Annotated in this window: 15 protein-coding genes and 3 tRNA genes; 13 read left to right on the top strand and 5 right to left on the bottom strand. The window is 52.7% G+C overall.

The genetic code is table 11. The annotated features are described in order from the left end of the window. Nucleotides 1-54 precede the first annotated feature (54 nt). The 6 genes from alaS (at nt 55) to V6U78_RS12070 (ending at nt 4,999) form a co-directional block, all read left to right on the top strand. Complete coding sequence (gene alaS, locus V6U78_RS12095; RefSeq protein WP_405341250.1) at nt 55-2,700, top strand: alanine--tRNA ligase; 2,646 nt, start codon at nt 55-57, stop codon at nt 2,698-2,700. A gap of 48 nt (nt 2,701-2,748) precedes the next feature. After that, complete coding sequence (locus tag V6U78_RS12090) at nt 2,749-3,987, top strand: aspartate kinase (protein ID WP_405341247.1); 1,239 nt, start codon at nt 2,749-2,751, stop codon at nt 3,985-3,987. 288 nt (nt 3,988-4,275) lie between these two features. Further along, on the top strand, nt 4,276-4,470 hold the full coding sequence (gene csrA / locus V6U78_RS12085; RefSeq protein WP_405341244.1) for a carbon storage regulator CsrA: 195 nt from the start codon (nt 4,276-4,278) through the stop codon (nt 4,468-4,470). Nucleotides 4,471-4,696: 226 nt separating this feature from the next. After that, nucleotides 4,697-4,786, top strand: a tRNA-Ser gene (locus tag V6U78_RS12080). Nucleotides 4,787-4,803: 17 nt separating this feature from the next. After that, nucleotides 4,804-4,880, top strand: a tRNA-Arg gene (locus V6U78_RS12075). Between the two features lie 42 nt (nt 4,881-4,922). Further along, a tRNA-Arg gene (locus V6U78_RS12070) sits at nt 4,923-4,999 on the top strand. 168 nt (nt 5,000-5,167) lie between these two features. On the opposite strand, the gene V6U78_RS12065 is transcribed toward V6U78_RS12070, so the two are convergent. The 3 genes from V6U78_RS12065 to purD form a co-directional block, all read right to left on the bottom strand. Continuing rightward, nucleotides 5,168-6,040 carry a phosphoribulokinase gene (locus V6U78_RS12065; RefSeq protein ID WP_405341241.1) on the bottom strand — a complete coding sequence of 291 codons (873 nt, stop codon included), beginning with the start codon at nt 6,038-6,040 and terminating at the stop codon, nt 5,168-5,170. Nucleotides 6,041-6,042: 2 nt separating this feature from the next. Continuing rightward, nucleotides 6,043-6,468 carry an acyl-CoA thioesterase gene (locus V6U78_RS12060; protein WP_405341238.1) on the bottom strand — a complete coding sequence of 142 codons (426 nt, stop codon included), beginning with the start codon at nt 6,466-6,468 and terminating at the stop codon, nt 6,043-6,045. Between the two features lie 139 nt (nt 6,469-6,607). Further along, entirely contained in the window at nt 6,608-7,900 is a 1,293-nt protein-coding gene (gene purD / locus V6U78_RS12055; RefSeq protein ID WP_405341235.1) for a phosphoribosylamine--glycine ligase, read from the bottom strand. Between the two features lie 357 nt (nt 7,901-8,257). Between purD and V6U78_RS12050 the strand changes: the two genes are divergently transcribed. After that, nucleotides 8,258-8,632 (top strand): phasin family protein, encoded by a 375-nt coding sequence (locus tag V6U78_RS12050; RefSeq protein WP_405341232.1) that lies wholly within the window; start codon nt 8,258-8,260, stop codon nt 8,630-8,632. A gap of 141 nt (nt 8,633-8,773) precedes the next feature. Here the strand turns inward: V6U78_RS12050 and phaR are convergent, their stop codons facing one another. After that, on the bottom strand, nt 8,774-9,280 hold the full coding sequence (gene phaR / locus V6U78_RS12045) for a polyhydroxyalkanoate synthesis repressor PhaR (protein ID WP_405341229.1): 507 nt from the start codon (nt 9,278-9,280) through the stop codon (nt 8,774-8,776). A gap of 142 nt (nt 9,281-9,422) precedes the next feature. Here phaR and V6U78_RS12040 point away from each other — a divergent pair, with 142 nt between their 5' ends. After that, the gene (locus V6U78_RS12040; protein WP_405341226.1) at nt 9,423-9,797 is read left to right on the top strand and encodes a hypothetical protein; all 375 of its coding nucleotides are present in this window, start codon (nt 9,423-9,425) and stop codon (nt 9,795-9,797) included. A gap of 114 nt (nt 9,798-9,911) precedes the next feature. On the opposite strand, the gene V6U78_RS12035 is transcribed toward V6U78_RS12040, so the two are convergent. Next, nucleotides 9,912-10,676 (bottom strand): hypothetical protein, encoded by a 765-nt coding sequence (locus V6U78_RS12035; RefSeq protein WP_405341223.1) that lies wholly within the window; start codon nt 10,674-10,676, stop codon nt 9,912-9,914. Between the two features lie 191 nt (nt 10,677-10,867). Between V6U78_RS12035 and V6U78_RS12030 the strand changes: the two genes are divergently transcribed. From V6U78_RS12030 to V6U78_RS12010, 5 genes are all read left to right on the top strand, one after another. Then, nucleotides 10,868-11,326, top strand: coding sequence for a hypothetical protein (locus tag V6U78_RS12030; protein WP_405341220.1), 459 nt, complete (start codon nt 10,868-10,870; stop codon nt 11,324-11,326). 5 nt (nt 11,327-11,331) lie between these two features. Beyond that, nucleotides 11,332-12,039 carry a 16S rRNA (uracil(1498)-N(3))-methyltransferase gene (locus tag V6U78_RS12025; RefSeq protein WP_405341217.1) on the top strand — a complete coding sequence of 236 codons (708 nt, stop codon included), beginning with the start codon at nt 11,332-11,334 and terminating at the stop codon, nt 12,037-12,039. Between the two features lie 208 nt (nt 12,040-12,247). Next, on the top strand, nt 12,248-15,034 hold the full coding sequence (locus V6U78_RS12020) for a monovalent cation/H+ antiporter subunit A (RefSeq protein WP_405341214.1): 2,787 nt from the start codon (nt 12,248-12,250) through the stop codon (nt 15,032-15,034). Then, the gene (locus V6U78_RS12015; protein WP_405341211.1) at nt 15,035-15,376 is read left to right on the top strand and encodes a Na+/H+ antiporter subunit C; all 342 of its coding nucleotides are present in this window, start codon (nt 15,035-15,037) and stop codon (nt 15,374-15,376) included. Next, on the top strand, nt 15,373-16,872 hold the full coding sequence (locus V6U78_RS12010) for a monovalent cation/H+ antiporter subunit D (RefSeq protein WP_405341208.1): 1,500 nt from the start codon (nt 15,373-15,375) through the stop codon (nt 16,870-16,872). The genes V6U78_RS12015 and V6U78_RS12010 overlap by 4 nt, the downstream gene beginning before the upstream one ends. The last annotated feature ends 1 nt before the right edge of the window (nt 16,873 follow it).

Below are 16,873 nucleotides of genomic sequence, written 5' to 3'. Positions count from 1 at the left end.
TTCACTGGCAGGATCAGGCTTGAATCATGGCTCGCTGCCAATGAGAGAAAAAAGATGAAGAGTGCTGAAATTCGTGAAGCCTTTTTAAGGTTCTTCCAATCCAAAGGGCACACCCTCGTGCCTTCGAGTTCACTGGTTCCCCATAACGATCCCACCCTTTTATTTACCAACGCTGGCATGAATCAGTTTAAAGACTGTTTTCTTGGACAAGAGCAGCGTGGTTATGTGCGTGCTACCACATCGCAAAAGTGTGTGCGTGCAGGCGGAAAGCATAACGATCTTGAAAATGTCGGCTACACCGCGCGCCACCATACCTTCTTTGAAATGCTGGGTAACTTTAGCTTTGGCGACTATTTCAAAAAAGAAGCGATTCACTATGCGTGGGAGTTTCTGACTGGCGTGGTCAAGCTGCCGCAAGAAAAACTGCTGGTGACTATTTATGCCGAGGATGATGAAGCCTTCGCCATCTGGAATGAAGAAATCGGCTTGCCAGCTGAGCGGATTATTCGCATAGGTGACAATAAAGGCGCGCGCTACGCTTCGGATAACTTCTGGGCGATGGGCGATACGGGGCCTTGTGGTCCTTGTACTGAGGTTTTTTACGATCACGGTGAGCATATCTGGGGTGGCCCGCCCGGCAGCCCAGAAGAAGATGGCGATCGTTTTATCGAGATCTGGAACGTGGTCTTTATGCAGTACAACCGCAGCGCAGATGGCCAGATGCACCCACTCCCTGCGCCTTCTGTGGATACGGGTATGGGTCTGGAGCGCGTGGCTGCAGTCCTACAGGGTGTGCATGCCAACTATGAAATTGATCTGTTCCAGAACCTGCTGAAAGCTGCGGCTGAGGCCATAGGCTGTACAGAGCAAGACACGCCTTCGCTGCGCGTGGTGGCTGATCATATTCGCTCCTGTGCCTTCTTGATTGCTGATGGCGTACGTCCATCGAACGAAGGTCGTGGCTATGTGCTGCGCCGCATTATTCGTCGTGCTTGTCGTCATGGTCACAAGATGGGCGCGACGGGGAGCTTCTTCTACCGCCTGGTGCCTGCACTCGTGGCCGAAATGGGGGGCGCCTATCCGCAACTCAAAGAGCAGCAGGCGCAGATTGCCGCCGCCTTGCAGCAAGAAGAAGAGCAGTTTGCCAAAACGCTGGATCAGGGAATGAAAATTCTGGAGCAGGATCTAGCCGAGTTGCAAGGTCAGGTGATTCCCGGCGAGGTGGCATTCAAGCTTTATGATACCTATGGCTTCCCGCTGGATCTGACCGCAGATATCGCCCGTGAGCGTGATCTCACTATCGATGAAGCTGGCTTTGAGCAGGCGATGGAAGCCCAGCGTGAACGTGCACGTTCAGCCAGCCAGTTTGGCGTGGATTATTCGCAAACCATCCAGGTGGATCGTGCCACTGAATTCACCGGTTATGAGCAGGCCCAGACCCAAGCCCACATCCTGGCTGTGTACCATGAAGGCCAAGCTGTTGCGCAACTGGCAACAGATCAGTCCGGCGTGCTGGTGCTGGATCAGACCCCCTTCTATGCCGAGTCTGGTGGTCAGGCTGGTGATGTCGGTTATATCAAAACTGCCACGGGTGTGTTTGAAGTGACCGACACCACCAAGGTGGGCGAGGCCCATGTGCACCATGGTCGTGTGGTGTCAGGCCAGTTAAGAACGGGTGAGGCAGCCGAGGCCGAAGTGAATAATCAGCTGCGCCAACTGAGCCGCGCCAACCACTCGGCCACCCATCTTTTACACGCAGCGCTGCGCGAAGTGCTCGGAGCTGGTGTCGAGCAAAAGGGTTCTTTGGTCGATGCCCAGCGCCTGCGCTTTGACTTTAGCCACCCTGAGCCAGTGAAGCCTGAGCAGCTGCGTGAGATCGCAGAGCGGGTAAATGCACAGATCCAGCAAAATAGCCTGGTAGGCTGTGCGGTGATGGATCTGGAGCAGGCCAAGCAGCAAGGCGCGATGGCCCTCTTTGGTGAAAAGTACGCTGATGATGTGCGTGTCTTGTCGATGGGGACCAAAGAAGATGGTGCGGCCTTCTCTGTTGAGCTGTGCGGCGGTCTGCACGTTGAGCGTACCGGTGATATCGGTTTATTCCATATTCTGAGTGAGAGCGGCATTGCCTCAGGTGTGCGTCGTATTGAAGCGGTCACCGGCCAGCAAGCACGCCAAGCCCTGTTAGCCAGTGAAACGCAGTTGCAGCAGGCTGCAGCGCTGGTCAAAACCAAGCCAGAGCAGCTTTTAACTCGTCTTGAACAGCAGCAGGAAAAGCTGCGCCAGCTTGAAAAAGAAGTGCAGCAGCTGAAGAAAAAGCTGGCTTCGGGCGCAGGTCAGGATTTGACGGCCGGTGTGGAAACCCTGCAAGGTATTCAAGTGCTGGCGCAACTGATCGAAGGTGCGGATCGTCAGACGCTGATGGAAATGATGGATCAGCTCAAGCAAAAACTGGCTCCAGCAGCGATTCTGCTGGCCGCTGTAGAAGATGGCAAGATTAGCTTGGTCGCCGGTGTTTCAGGTGCGGCCAAGGAGCGTTTGCATGCTGGCCAGCTCGTCAATCATGTGGCGCAGCAGGTCGGCGGAAAGGGCGGTGGTCGCCCTGATATGGCACAAGCAGGTGGCACTGATGTTGCTGCCTTGCCTGAAGCCTTGAAAAGTGTAGCAACCTGGGTCGCACAAAGTCTGGACAGCGCAAGCTAAGCTGACCAGCAGAGCACAAGACATTCACTCTTAACCCAAAGGAAAACTATGGCACTTTATGTTCAAAAGTTCGGCGGCACCTCAGTGGGGAGCGTTGAACGGATTAAAAAAGTGGCGGAGCGTGTAGGACGCTATCGCCAGCAAGGTCATGATGTCGTGGTTGTGGTTTCGGCCATGAGCGGTGAGACCAATCGTCTGATCGACTTGGCCAAACAGATACACGAAGAGCCTTCACCACGTGAGATGGATATGCTGGTCTCCACAGGTGAGCAGGTGACCATTGCCTTGTTGGCGATGGCGCTGGAGCAGCAGGGTACGCCAGCCACTTCGTTTACTGGTGCGCAGGTCGGCATTTTGACCGATCAGGCACACATGAAGGCGCGGATTAAAGATATTGCAGTCGATCAGCTGCGTGCACGTCTCGATCAAGGCCGTGTGGTGGTGGTGGCTGGCTTTCAGGGCGTGGATGAGCAGGGCAATATCACCACTTTAGGGCGGGGTGGCTCAGATACCACCGCTGTTGCCCTAGCGGCGGCACTCAAAGCCGATGAATGTCAGATCTACACCGATGTCGATGGTGTTTACACGGCTGATCCACGTATTTGTAGTGCAGCAAAGCGCTTAGAAAGCATTACCTTTGAAGAAATGCTTGAGTTAGCGAGCATGGGCTCCAAAGTACTGCAAATTCGCTCAGTTGAATTTGCAGGTAAATACAAGGTGCCGCTGCGCGTCTTATCGAGTTTCGAAGACAATGAAGGTCCGGGTACATTAATTATTGCAGACGATGAGGAGAATCCTTCGATGGAAGAGCCAGTCATTTCAGGTATCGCCCACCAAACGAATGAAGCCAAGCTGACCGTACTGGGTGCGCCCGATATTCCCGGCGTTGCGGCGAAGATTCTCGGTCCAATCAGCGACCAGAATATCGAAGTCGATATGATTGTGCAGAACGTCTCTCCTGATGGTAAATCAACGGACTTCTCTTTCACTGTAGCGCGTGGCGATTATAAAAAAGCGGAAGCCACTCTGCAGCAGGTCGTGAATGAACTCGGTGCTGGTAAGGTCGTCGGCGATACAGCGATTGCCAAGGTGTCTCTGGTCGGCGTTGGCATGCGTTCACACGCAGGTGTCGCGAGTCTGATGTTCCAAACACTGGCAGATAATGGCATTAATATTCGTATGGTTTCGACGTCAGAAATTAAAATTTCAGTCGTGATTGATGAGAAATTTACTGAACTGGCTGTACGGACGCTGCACACTGCTTTTGGTCTTGATCGCCAAGACTAGTTCTTCTTGCTCTACCGCCCTCTGAAGTCGTTTTCAGAGGGCTTCTCACCCTAATCAGAGCTTCAAGACAGGCTCTCCCTTCTCTATTAACAAATCTCATACATCGCATAGTGAAAAAACATTTAACATGAATGCAGTTTTGTTCGATAATATGTCTGTATTTAGGGTTTATTGAAACTGGATAGGTTTCAACCTAAAGCAAGCTCAAATTTAGCAATCTTGAATAAAAGATATGCTCTAGCCTGTTGAGTTCCTAATGATTGGAAAGCCTGATAAGGAGATTCCACTATGCTGATTTTAACGCGCCGTGTTGGTGAGACTCTGATGGTCGGTGATGATGTAACCGTGACTGTACTGGGTGTGAAAGGTAACCAAGTGCGTATTGGTGTGAATGCCCCCAAAGAAGTGGCGGTTCACCGTGAAGAGATCTACCAGCGCATTCAGCGTGAAAAAGAAGAAGGTCAGTCCTCAGATCAGTATTGATCAAGGCGATCACCAAACCACAGGCTTTGTTCTGTGGTTTTTTTTGGCCCCTGAATCTGTCCAGCCAGACACCCAATAAATCCACTGCGATGGCGCTGATCACGCCTAGCCTGTGCGACTGACCTTGATTAGTCGCTGGTTGAAGTGGATTATTCTTTGATCTGCAAAACTTTTTTCAAAAAAGACTAGACAAGCTCAGAATAAATGTTAATATGTGCGCCGTGTTGGAGAGGTGGCCGAGTGGCTGAAGGCGCGCCCCTGCTAAGGGCGTATGGGAGAAATCTCATCGAGGGTTCGAATCCCTCTCTCTCCGCCACAAAAAGTTTGATCTGCGCGCTCATAGCTCAGCTGGATAGAGTACCTGGCTACGAACCAGGCGGTCGGAGGTTCGAATCCTCCTGAGCGCGCCAACAAGCTTAACTAGATGCCAATCTAGTGCTTTTCAGTAAAGTGCGCTCATAGCTCAGCTGGATAGAGTACCTGGCTACGAACCAGGCGGTCGGAGGTTCGAATCCTCCTGAGCGCGCCAAACTGAAGGCTTTCTTTTTTTATCCCCTTTTTTCTTGTCTTTTAGCCATCCTATGGCACCCTTCCTTGCTTCCTTGCTTCCTTGCTTCCTTGCTTCCTTGCTTCCTTGCTTCCTTGCTTCCTTGCTTCCTTGCTTCCTTGCTTCCTTGCTTCCTTGCTTCCTTGCTTCCTATTTGAATCTTCTGCCGTCGAGCAGCTCCTGCACCCGAGGCAACATAACCAGCTCAAGGGCTAAAGGCATCTTGGCGCCTGGCACGACCAAGGTATGAGGACGAGACATAAAGCTGTCCTTAATCATGGCGAGAAGATAGGGGAAGTCGATTTTTTTGGGATCACGAAAGCGAATCACAACAAAGCTCTCATCTGCGGTTGGAATCGCACGAGGTTCAAAGGGGTTGGATGTGTCTACAACAGGGACGCGCTGGAAGTTGATATCCGTGCGTGAGAACTGTGGTAGGATGAGGCGCATATAGTCACCCATGCGAGCCTGAATGCTCTCGATCACGGCTTCTTGTGAATAGCCGCGTAGCTTGGTATCGCGATCAATCTTCTGTATCCACTCTAGGTTGATCGAAGGCGCCACGCCGACGAGCAGATCAACATACTGGGCGATATTAATGTCATCGGTCACCAGGCCGCCATGCAAGCCTTCATAGAGCAGCAGATCAGTGCTTTCAGGCAGTGAGGCCCAGGGAGTAAAGGTGCCAACCTGATAGCCTGCCTCAACCAGTTCTTTATCTTCGGCATGGATATAGTGGCGATAACTGCCGGTACCCGCCTGAGAGTATTCCAAAAAGAGAGACTCTAGGCGATCGAGCAGATTGGCCTCAACCGCAAAATGAGACAGGGATTCCTCACGCTCCGGTTGTCTGGCCAATAAGCGCTCTAGTTCAGCGCGGGTATAGCGATGAAAGCTATCACCATGCACAAAGGCTGCTTTGACATTTTGCCGTGCAAACATCCGTGCAAAGGCGTCTTTGATGGTGGTGGTTCCTGCACCAGAAGAGCCGGTCACTGCAATAATGGGGTATTCGCGTGACATGCCTAGCGTGCCTGTGCTAGTGAAAGAAAGCCTGCAGGAACAGCGACGGGACGACGCGTCTGATAATCAAAAAAGACCAAGCCAACCTTCGCAATGGCGAGCAGATCGCCTTGGGCGTTACTGAGTCGATGATAGACTTCTGCTCCTTTAGAAGACAGCTCGCCCAGGGACAGCTCCAGCGTCAGTTCTTGAGGGTAAAAGCCTTCAGCGCGATAGTTGACAGCCAGTTCGGCGACCACCAGGCCGCAACCATCGAGATTGATTTCGGTATAACCAGCTTGGGCCAGCCATTGGCAGCGTCCTTCGTGCAGCAGTGAAACCAGTGTATCGTGCCCCAGGTGCTGGCCATAGTTAATATCACTGATTCTCAGCCCGATCTGGGTTTGAAAGATCACGGGTTCAGGGAAGTCCAGCTTGATTCTTGCCATGCGTCATAGGCTCCTGTAGTCCGATGGCAGGGGCTCATCCCTTGCGGGATGAAGCGCCGCCGGAAGTCGACAAGGGAAGGTCAAAAAAGCCCAGACTTGGCTGGGCTCTATGAATAACAAGTAGAAAACGCTATGCAGCTTACTCTGTGCCTTCCTCGCGTGCAATGGCGCGATAGCCGATATCCTGACGGTAGAAGGCGTCTTTCCAGCTGATGTCGGTGATCTGCTGATAGGCGCGGCGCTGTGCTTCGCCGACGGAATCACCCAAGGCGGTGACACACAGCACGCGGCCACCAGAAGTCACCACCTGCTTGTCCACCAGCTGGGTGCCAGCGTGAAACACCTTGACCTGAGGCTGTTCAGTGTTGGGCAAGCCGCTGATCACATCCCCCTTGTTGTAATTATTGGGGTAGCCACCTGCCGCCATCACCACACCTAAAGCGGCTTGGGGGTTCCACTCGGCGCTGACTTGATCCAGCTTTTGCTCCAGGGCGGCTTGGCAGAGGACGACCAGATCTGAATCCAGGCGCATCATAATGGGCTGGGTTTCTGGATCGCCAAAGCGGCAGTTGTATTCAATCACCTTGGGCGCGCCTGTTGGATCAATCATCAGGCCAGCATACAAGAAGCCAGTGTAGGGATGTCCTTCAGCGGCCATACCGCGTACGGTGGGCCAGATCACCTCTTCCATCACGCGTTGATGGACTTCTGGTGTGACAACCGGTGCGGGTGAATACGCCCCCATGCCACCCGTATTCGGGCCGGTATCCCCATCGCCAACACGTTTATGATCTTGGCTGGTGGCCATCGGTAGCACATGTTCGCCATCAACCATCACGATAAAGCTGGCTTCTTCGCCTTCTAAAAATTCTTCAATGACCACGCGGGCACCCGCATCGCCAAATGCGTTGCCAGAGAGCATGTCACGGACAGCCTCTTGTGCTTCTGCCAGTGTCATCGCCACGATCACACCCTTGCCAGCGGCCAGGCCATCCGCCTTGATCACAATTGGCGCGCCTTTCTGCTCAAGATAGGCCAAGGCTTCATCAATCTGGGTGAACACAGCGTATTCTGCTGTAGGAATCTGATGCCGAGCGAGGAAGTCTTTGGTAAAGGCTTTGGAGCCTTCTAGCTGTGCTGCACCCTTGCTTGGACCAAAAATGGCAAGACCACGTTGCTGGAAAAAATCCACCACACCGGCTACCAGTGGAATCTCAGGGCCGACGAGTGTTAGCGCAATCTGCTGTTGTTCAGCGAAGTCAGCCAGTGCTGCAAAATCCAAAGGATCGATATCAATGTTGGTAACCTTGGGTTCTAAGGCGCTACCGGCATTGCCTGGTGCTACAAAAACTTCGCTGACTGCGGCTGATTGAGCCGCTTTCCACGCCAGTGCATGTTCGCGTCCGCCACTGCCTAAGACTAAAATTTTCATCATGATTTCCTAAGTGCTGTGATCTCAAGGGTCGGTCTAAAAAGGGTGGTTGTTTTATGAGGCAACCAAATTCAGAAGTCAGAATGGGAGGATTATCGCAGATTTTTTGCTTCAGGGCTTGTCCTCGGTGATCGAGAAGGGCTGCGATCAAACAAGAAGGTCATCGAAGGACAAAAGAGCGTCTCGTCTGGTTGAGCTGGCGCTCTAAAGGCGAACTTTCTTTAAAAGTTGTTTTTACGAGATAAATCACTTTTTTTGCTTTTACGGTTTGACCCTTATTGTGCGGTGCACTATATTGAAGTTGTGTTGTTGCATTGCAGCAAACCATCATTTTCGTTGCTCAGGAGGTTGCACACTATGTTTGATAAAATGTTTTCCGACATGCAGTCCATGATGAAGCCCTATCAAGAAACTTGGAATGGTCAGCAGTTCAAACCCGTCGCTAATCTCATGATGATTCAGGCGAAGGCGATGGAGAAGCTCGGCAGTGAGCAGGCGCGTTTTTACACTGAATGCGTTGAAACTTTTTCTAAGCAGCTGGATGGTCCTGCTAAGGGTAAGGATGCAGCAGGTTTGCAGGAAGCCCAGTTTAATATGGCGCAGGATCTGCAAGATCGCGTTGGTCGTCTGTTCAAGAATAACATGGATATTCTGACAGAAGCTCGTGAGAAAGCGACCGCAGAGCTCGAAGTGATCAAAAGCCAAGCCACTAAAATGGCAACCCCCAGCTGAGCTGACCCAGTTTTACAGCCAGGTAACAGCTGACTCCCTCTGTCTGAAGCCTGCTGTTTCGCCCAGTCTATGATGGACTGGGCTTTTTTATATGCGACGAGGCAGCCAGGCAGCGCTTAAAGGTGCGCTTTAGGAAGTTTCTTAGTCATCTGAGCGGGATGGTTGGTCATCGCCTTCATTGGCGGCAGGGCGATGCAGGTTCTGCCCAGAGAAGGTTTTCCACAGCAGCAGATTCTGTTCAGCAATCTTACGCATCACCTCCATTGGCGTGGTGGCCTGCATGGGATTGGAGCGCATGGCTTGCTGCATCTGTTGGCGCAGGATTTTCTGCTGCTCCATAAAAGCGCTGACGCTCTGCTCAAGATAGCCACCCATGCTGGATTGCATGCTGTCGCCATAAAAACGGATGAGTTGCTGCAGTACTTTATTACTGAACATCGGGCTGCTGGTGCCCTCTGCTTCACGGTTTTCTTGTTCAGTGATAATTTGCAGCAAGATATGACGTGTTAAATCATCTCCTGTTTTGGAATCTTCAACGCGGAAGTCTTCGCGCTCAATAATCAGTTGGCGAATGTCTTCCAAGGTAACGTAACGACTCTGTGATGTATCGTAGAGGCGTCGATTGGCGTATTTACGAATGACTCTCAAAATATCTACCTCGCTATGACTGGGCGCGTGACCCCTTGTTATTCTGCTTTGGCTACAGGCGCTATCCTAGCACGAATAGTGATTGCTTCTTGAGATCCTGTTAGGTTAATTTAGATCTTAGACTAAGCAAAGGAGTCTATCGATGTTACTGAAAATTCGTAAAAGCAAAGCGATTCACTTTAAAAGTAACGATACCCCGAAAGGGCGCTTGATTAACCTGAGTAGTCATTTATATATCAATCTCCATCAAGTGACGGAACTCTCCCACTATACGCTCAAGCAAACACAAGAAATGCGCACGCTAGATGGCACGAGTCAGGTGGTGCTGGAAAGCGGTACTAAGGTACTGCATTTTACGCTGGTGCCGACTTTTGCCTCCTATCCCGATAAGCAGGATCCGCAGCGCCGCATCCATGAACGACGTTTTTATACTGTCTATTTTACGCCTGAAGCGCAGCAGGACTATGCTGTTGTGCGCCAAGTACTGAATGGGCAGGTGTTTAATAACGACGATTAAAGAACCTCTGACCAACAGTCACAAAAAAGCTGACCTTGATGTCAGCTTTTTTGTATCTACTTGCCTCTAATGCATCCTGTTTTCTATTTTTGATCGGCACTGGTTTGAGGTTTCCTAGAAGCCACAGCTGCCTTGTCCTTCTTGTTCTACACAGAGGTTATAGAAGATGCCTTGCGCGGTTGTGCGGCGTTGAGAAGAGGAACTGCTCTGCTGTTGGCCTGCTTCCTGAGCGGCAGCACTGATCCATTCTCCGGGTGTGATCAGCAGGCTTGATGCCACGCCGCTGACAGCCCACTTTTCGGCCTGTTGGTTGCTGAGAGAAGGACGGCGCTGTTGTGTTCTGGGCGCTGCTTGCTGGGTTGAAAAGGTCAATAAAACGCGCTGGCCTTGAGGCTGAACTGTCACATGGGTTCCGGCTTGCAGATGAAAGTAACCTTCTTCTGTCGGACGGCCTGAGCTGTGGGTCGATGTCAGGGGCAGATAAAAGTCCTGATTCAAGCGTGCGGTACTGCCTTCAATCAGCCGCAGCTGTTCAACCTGCTGACGCTGTGTTGAGATGTGCCGTCCGGGGCGTTGCTCTGCAAGGTTGGATGTAGAGCGCACGAGCAGAACCCGATAATTCTGCAGAGGCTGATCCAGCTCGCCGATCAGTTGCCGTAAGCTGGTGAGCTCATCAGCAGGGCCGCTGAGAATCAAGCGCTGCCCTTGATGGCTGATGCGGACTTGATCAGAAAGGTGAGGCTGTAACTGGCTGCTGACTTCAAGCGCGCTACGATGTTCCAGATCGAAGGATTGAATGTGGCGCTCGCTACTGATGGCATGGTTGAGAAGAAGCAGGCAGGTCAGCAGGAGGATGCTGAGTTGAAGTGTAAAGCGCATAGTGGAACTCCTTGAGACTGCTGGATCGAGGCTGATTGAGGCAGAGATCAGTAAAAGACTACTTTTTATCACCTGACTTTACATCTTCTAGGGTCAAGATAGGTAGAATCTTGTGGTTAGATATCATTACAATATGATGGCTCACTGATCGCACTCTTGCTTTTGGTTAGAGACTCTATCGAGGAAAGATTATGTCACAAGCCCAACTCTCTACGACATCGATACCCGCTTCTTTGCATGCCCTATCGGGTGCGGCGTCCCCTGTTCGTCGTCGTCGCTACCCTTTACTGAGTTTGGATTTTCAGGTGCGCTTTGATGTAGAAGGTGAGGTTTTTACTACCGAAGCCTTTGAACTCTCTAATGAATTATTACGCTTGCGTTGCCAAGCAGGCGATATCCCTAAAATCGTACCGCGCACGGCGCATCATCGCCCAGATGAGAAGGTCGAGCTAGCGGCACAGCTTTTAGTCGATGGACAACAGCAGATAGAAGCTCGGCTTCAGGTCAAATCCTGTCGTCGTTATTCACAAAAAGAATTTCATGTCACTCTTGCGCTGGCCAGCTTGGCTGAGCAGGATCGACAGGCATTGGAGGCCTTTTTGCAGCAAGCGCTGTCCAATAATGCCCCCCATGCCTGTGTCTTTGGTTAATCGGCATGAATCTTCTCCTGCTGCGTGCAGATGAAATCTCCGATCAGGGCGAAGCTTTACTGACCGATCGTCGCCATCAGCATCTTCATCAAGTCAATCGGGTGCAGCGAGGCGATCGCCTGCGAGCTGGCCTGCTCAATGGTTTGCAGGGTGAGGCTGAAGTCATTGAGCATCGTCCTGATCTGACCCGTGTGAGAGTGGAGTTGGATCGTGCCTCACCTGCCCCCTTGCCGCTGCGTCTGCTTTTGGCCTTGCCACGCCCTCGGATGCTGGCCCGCAGTCTTGAGCATGTGGCTGCGTTGGGAGTGAAGGACATCCACCTGCTTCACACGGCGCGAGTTGAAAAAAGCTTTTGGCAATCGCCAGAGCTCAAGCCGGAAAAAATCCATCACCATCTATTGCTGGGACTTGAGCAGGCGCGTGATACCCATCTGCCTCAGGTGCATCTTGAAACACGCTTCAAGCCTTTTGTTGAGGATCAGTTACCAGCCTTGAGCCAGGGTTCTTTGCGCCTGGTGGCCCATCCTGGTCCTTATGCTGCTTGCCCGCGCGGCTTGACTGAACCTGTCACCTTGGCCATCGGGCCAGAAGGGGGGTTTGTGGATTACGAGATAGATCAGCTGGTCGCAGCAGGCTTTACGCCTGTGCAGCTTGGTGAGCGCATCCTGCGTGTTGAAACAGCGGTGACAGCTTTGCTAGCCCGCCTTTTTTGATCCCTTGATCGCAAACGGCCTGGTTGAGTTGACTGGGCTATGAGTCAAGTGCGACAAAGGGAGCAATAGACTTTTACTCATCCAAAAGGTATAAAACCGGCTGCTCGTCTGACCAAGGCGCGAGCCAGGGCCAGCGTGTCATCGACATCTTGTCCTCTTCTTTTTTGACTTCTCTTGCTACTTCTTATCCTCATTAGGAATCTTTGCTATGGCTTTGATGTGGATTTTGCTGCTGCCTTTGCTGGGCACGCTGGTTCCACTGGTATTGATGAAAAGGTCGCGTGGCTGGTGCGCTTCATTGAGTGCACTGGCACCCTGCAGCGCCTTGTTGTTGCTACTCAATCAGTGGCCAACTTTACTGGCCGAAGGTCCCATCCTCGCTACCTATAGCTGGTTACCTCGCATCGGGTTGAACTGGACTTTTTATCTGGATGGTTTGAGCCTGTTATTTGCACTCTTGATTCTGGGCATTGGTCTTTTAGTTCTGTTGTATGCACGCTATTACCTGGCGCAGAAAGATAATCTGGGACTTTTTTACAGCTATTTGCTGCTCTTTATGAGTGCGATGCTGGGTATCGTGTTATCCGGCAACGTGATTCAGCTATGGTTTTTCTGGGAGCTGACCAGTATCAGCTCTTTTTTACTGATCGGCTTTTGGTTTCAGCAGAGTGCGGCGCGTAAAGGAGCACGGATGGCTCTGACGGTCACTGGGACGGGTGGCTTGGCGCTGTTGGCGGGTCTGCTGTTGATCGGGCATTGGGTGGGCAGCTATGAACTCAGTGTGTGGCTGGCCAGTGGTGATCTGATCCGCGAGCAGGCCTTGTATCCGCTGGCTTTGGTGCTGGTACTGATTGGGGCCTTCACCAAGTCTGCGCAATTTCCTTTTCATTTTTGGCTCCCTCACGCGATGGCTGCACCGACACCCGTGAGTGCCTATCTGCATTCAGCGACCATGGTAAAGGCGGGGCTTTTTTTGTTGGCGCGCTTTTATCCTCTTTTAGCGGGAACAGAACTTTGGGGGTGGTTACTCACCAGTGCAGGGTTAACGACCTTGCTGCTAGGGGCTTATCTGGCCCTGTTCAAAACCGATTTGAAGGGGCTGATGGCCTACTCGACCTTGAGTCACTTGGGTTTGATCACCCTGTTGATGGGGTTGAATACCCAGCTGGCACTGGTTGCTGCCTTGTTTCATCTGCTGAATCATGCGCTCTTTAAAGCGGCGTTATTTATGAGCGCGGGCATTATCGACCATGAAACGGGCACACGAGATCTGCGTGTTCTGCGCGGCTTATCCAGCGCCCTGCCTTTGACGGCCACCTTCTCGTTGATTGCTGCGGCAGCCATGGCGGGGGTACCACCCTTGAATGGTTTTATCTCCAAAGAGATGCTGCTTACTGAAGCACTGAACCAAACCCAGTGGGGCAGTCTGAGCTGGTTGCTGCCCGTTCTGGTGACTGGAGGTGCGGCCTTGTCGGTGGCCTATTCGGTCCGCTTTGCCTATGGCGTTTTTTTTGCGGGTCCGATGGGGCCACTGCCCACCACGCCTCATGAACCACCGAGGATGATGCTCCTGCCTGTCGCACTGCTGGCGCTCTTGTGCTTAGCGCTCGGGCTCTTTCCAGCGCAGTTGGCCGAGCCTTTGGTGATGTTGGCCGTGATCACCGCGCAGCCTGAACTCAGCTCGCCCCATCTGGCTTTATGGCATGGTATGAACTGGCCGCTGGGTTTGAGCCTGCTGGCTTTTTTGATAGGAACGCTGATCTTTATGACGCGTCAGCGCCTCTTTGCTTTTCGTGAGCGCACGCCAGATCTGGATGCCAAGCTGGTCTTTGAGGCGGGCATACAAGGCTTGGTCAAGCGGGCACAACTTTGGCATCAGCGCTTAGAAAATGCCTCCTTACAGCGTTATCTGGCGTGGATGCTGATTGGCGTTTTGCTGCTGCTGGCGCAGCCCATCGCGACACTGAGCCTGCCCTTGGCGCAGCAGCCCTTACAGCCGATTGATGGCGTCAGCTGGGTGGTGGCTCTCTTGCTCAGCCTTGGGGCGCTGGCGACAGTGGTGGTGCATCATCAGCGCTTGCTGGCCTTGCTCACCCTGTCTTTGGTGGGATTGATGGTGTCGCTGGCCTTTGTGCGTTTTTCAGCCCCAGATCTGGCGTTAACGCAGATTTCGGTTGAAGTAGTGACGATGATTCTGTTCTTACTCGCCCTGTATTTCTTGCCTCAGCAAGGGCGTGCAGAGTCTGCTCCTTGGCGGATATGGCGTGATCTGGCTCTTGCGGGAAGTGTGGGTGCGGTGGTCGGAACGCTGAACTTTGCGATGATCACCCGTCCTTTTGAGTCGATCTCAGGTTACTTTCTGGAGAACAGCTACTCAGGTGGGGGCGGCACCAATGTGGTCAACGTGATTCTGGTCGATTTTCGAGGCACGGATACGCTGGGTGAAATCGCGGTGCTGGGTATTGCCGCACTGGGTATCTATAAACTGCTGACGGGATTAAAACCGACGCTCCCAACGCAATCACCGCTCGGCTATGCGTGGGCGCAAGAGCGCTATCCCATGCTGCTGGCAACCGTATCACAAAGCTTGCTGCCTTTGGCCTTGCTGGTTTCTGTTTATATCTTCCTGCGTGGACATAATCAGCCTGGGGGCGGATTCATTGCCGGCCTGATTACGGCCATCGCCTTGACGCAGCAGTATATTGCCCATGGCATCCTATGGGTCAAAGAGCGCTTGCATTTGAATTATCAGTGGATGATTGGTGGTGGTCTGCTGATCGCGCTGTCGACTGGTTTGGGTAGCTTATTGTTTGATCAAGCCTTCTTAACTTCTTGGTTTGATTATTTCCACCTGCCGTTGATTGGCTCTTTTGAGCTGGCCAGCGCGATGTTATTTGATCTGGGTGTGTACCTGACGGTGGTTGGGGCAACGCTGATGATACTGGCCCATCTGGGTAAGCTCGATCCGGCTAATGTGATTCAAGGAGTCCGCTAGATGGAAGCCCTCTTTTCTTTTTGTGTTGGTTTACTGACCGCTTGCGGTGTGTTTTTGGTACTGCGTGCGCGCACCTTTCCGGTTGTGCTGGGAATCACGCTCTTGTCCTACGCCGTGAACCTTTTTCTCTTCTCCAGCGGACGTCTGACTCTGCGTGCATCGGCGGTACTGGAGGCCACGCCGACAATGGCGGACCCCTTGCCTCAAGCCTTGGTCCTCACCGCGATCGTGATTGGCTTTGCGATGACGGCCTTTGTGCTGGTCTTGGCGATTCGTGCCTATGTGGATCAGGGCAGTGATCAGGTCGATGGTCAGGCTGCTGCTGAGGATCGCCAGTCATGATGGTGCATTTGATGCTGGCTCCGGTGGTGTTGCCTTTTTTGACCGGCAGTCTGTTGTTGCTGCCTTTTGCTCGCTCGAACACGCGGCGGCGTAATCTGGTACTGGTCAGCAGTGTCTTGCTGTTGGCGGTGAGCCTTGTGCTGCTGGTGACCACCCATCAGCAAGGTGCCAGTTACTATGCGCTGGGTGGCTGGGCTCCGCCTTATGGCATCTTGTTTTATCTTGATCGGCTGGCGAGCCTGATGCTGGTCTTAACCAGCCTCTTGACCTTGGCTGTGCTGCTCTATGCCTGTGCAGGTGAAGATAAGACAGGTAGCTACTTTTATCCGCTGGTGATGTTTCAAGTCGCCGGGATTCAGGGCGCCTTTTTAACCGCCGATATCTTTAACCTGTTTGTTTTTTTTGAGATTTTGCTGATGGCCTCCTATGCCTTGCTGATGCATGGTGGCGGGCGTGAGCGGGCACGCGTTGGTGTGCATTATGTCATTTTAAACCTGGTTGGATCGAGCTTGTTTCTGCTGGCGCTGGGCTTGCTCTACGCTACGCTGGGTAGCTTGAGTCTGCCTGATTTGGCGGTGCGGGTGCAGCAGGTCAGTGAAGATCAACAGCCTTTAGTCAAGGCTGCGGGTTTGCTGCTGTTGGCGGTGTTTGCGCTGAAGGCGGCGCTTTTGCCCTTGCATTTTTGGCTGGCTGCCACCTATTCGGCCGCCAGTGCGCCGGTGGCCGCGTTATTTGCGATAATGACCAAGGTGGGGCTCTATTCGATCTATCGGGTTCATACCCAGCTATTTGGCCCTGCTGCCGGTGATCTGGCGGGATTGGTGCAGCCTTGGCTATGGCCCTTGGCCGGATTAACGCTGGTGGCTGCGATTGTGGGCTTGTTAGCAAGCCAGCAGTTAAGACGCCTGGTGGCCTATAGTATTTTACTTTCTGTCGGTACGCTGGTGTTCGCTGCGGCCTTGCAGACACCTGAGGCGCTAGGGGCTGCGCTTTATTATCTGGTGCATTCCACACTGATCAGTGCTGCTTTGTTCCTGCTGGCTGATGTGATCCTACAGCAGCGCGGTCAGGATGCTTTACAGGCAGGGCCGGCGGTCCGTCAGCCTGTTTGGTTGGGTGGTTTGTTCTTTGTGGCCGCCTTGGTGGCAATCGGCCTGCCGCCCTTCTCGGGCTTTATGGGCAAGCTGCTGTTGCTGCAAGCCAGTGTGAGCCATGGACTGTGGATCTGGCCTTGGATACTGCTGGGCAGTTTGGCGCTGATCATCACTTTTAGTCGCGCTGGTTCGAGCCTCTTTTGGCGTGCTGAGGCGAGTCTCCAGTCTGCAAGCGAGACGCAGGCACCGCGGATGCACTGGACGCAGCTGGCGGCCATTCTGCTGCTTTTAGCCTGTTCACCCTTGATGGTGATCTTTGCTGAGCCCTTGTATGAATTCACTTTTCTGGCCGCTGAAGCCCTGTTTGTTGCGCCTCAGCCTTTGATCTGGTCAGAGACTTAGG

Source organism: Marinospirillum alkalitolerans (assembly GCF_045055655.1).
GTDB lineage: Bacteria > Pseudomonadota > Gammaproteobacteria > Pseudomonadales > Halomonadaceae > Marinospirillum > Marinospirillum alkalitolerans.
Note: the sequence above shows the minus strand (reverse complement) of the source record. Positions and strands in the feature narration are given on the sequence as shown.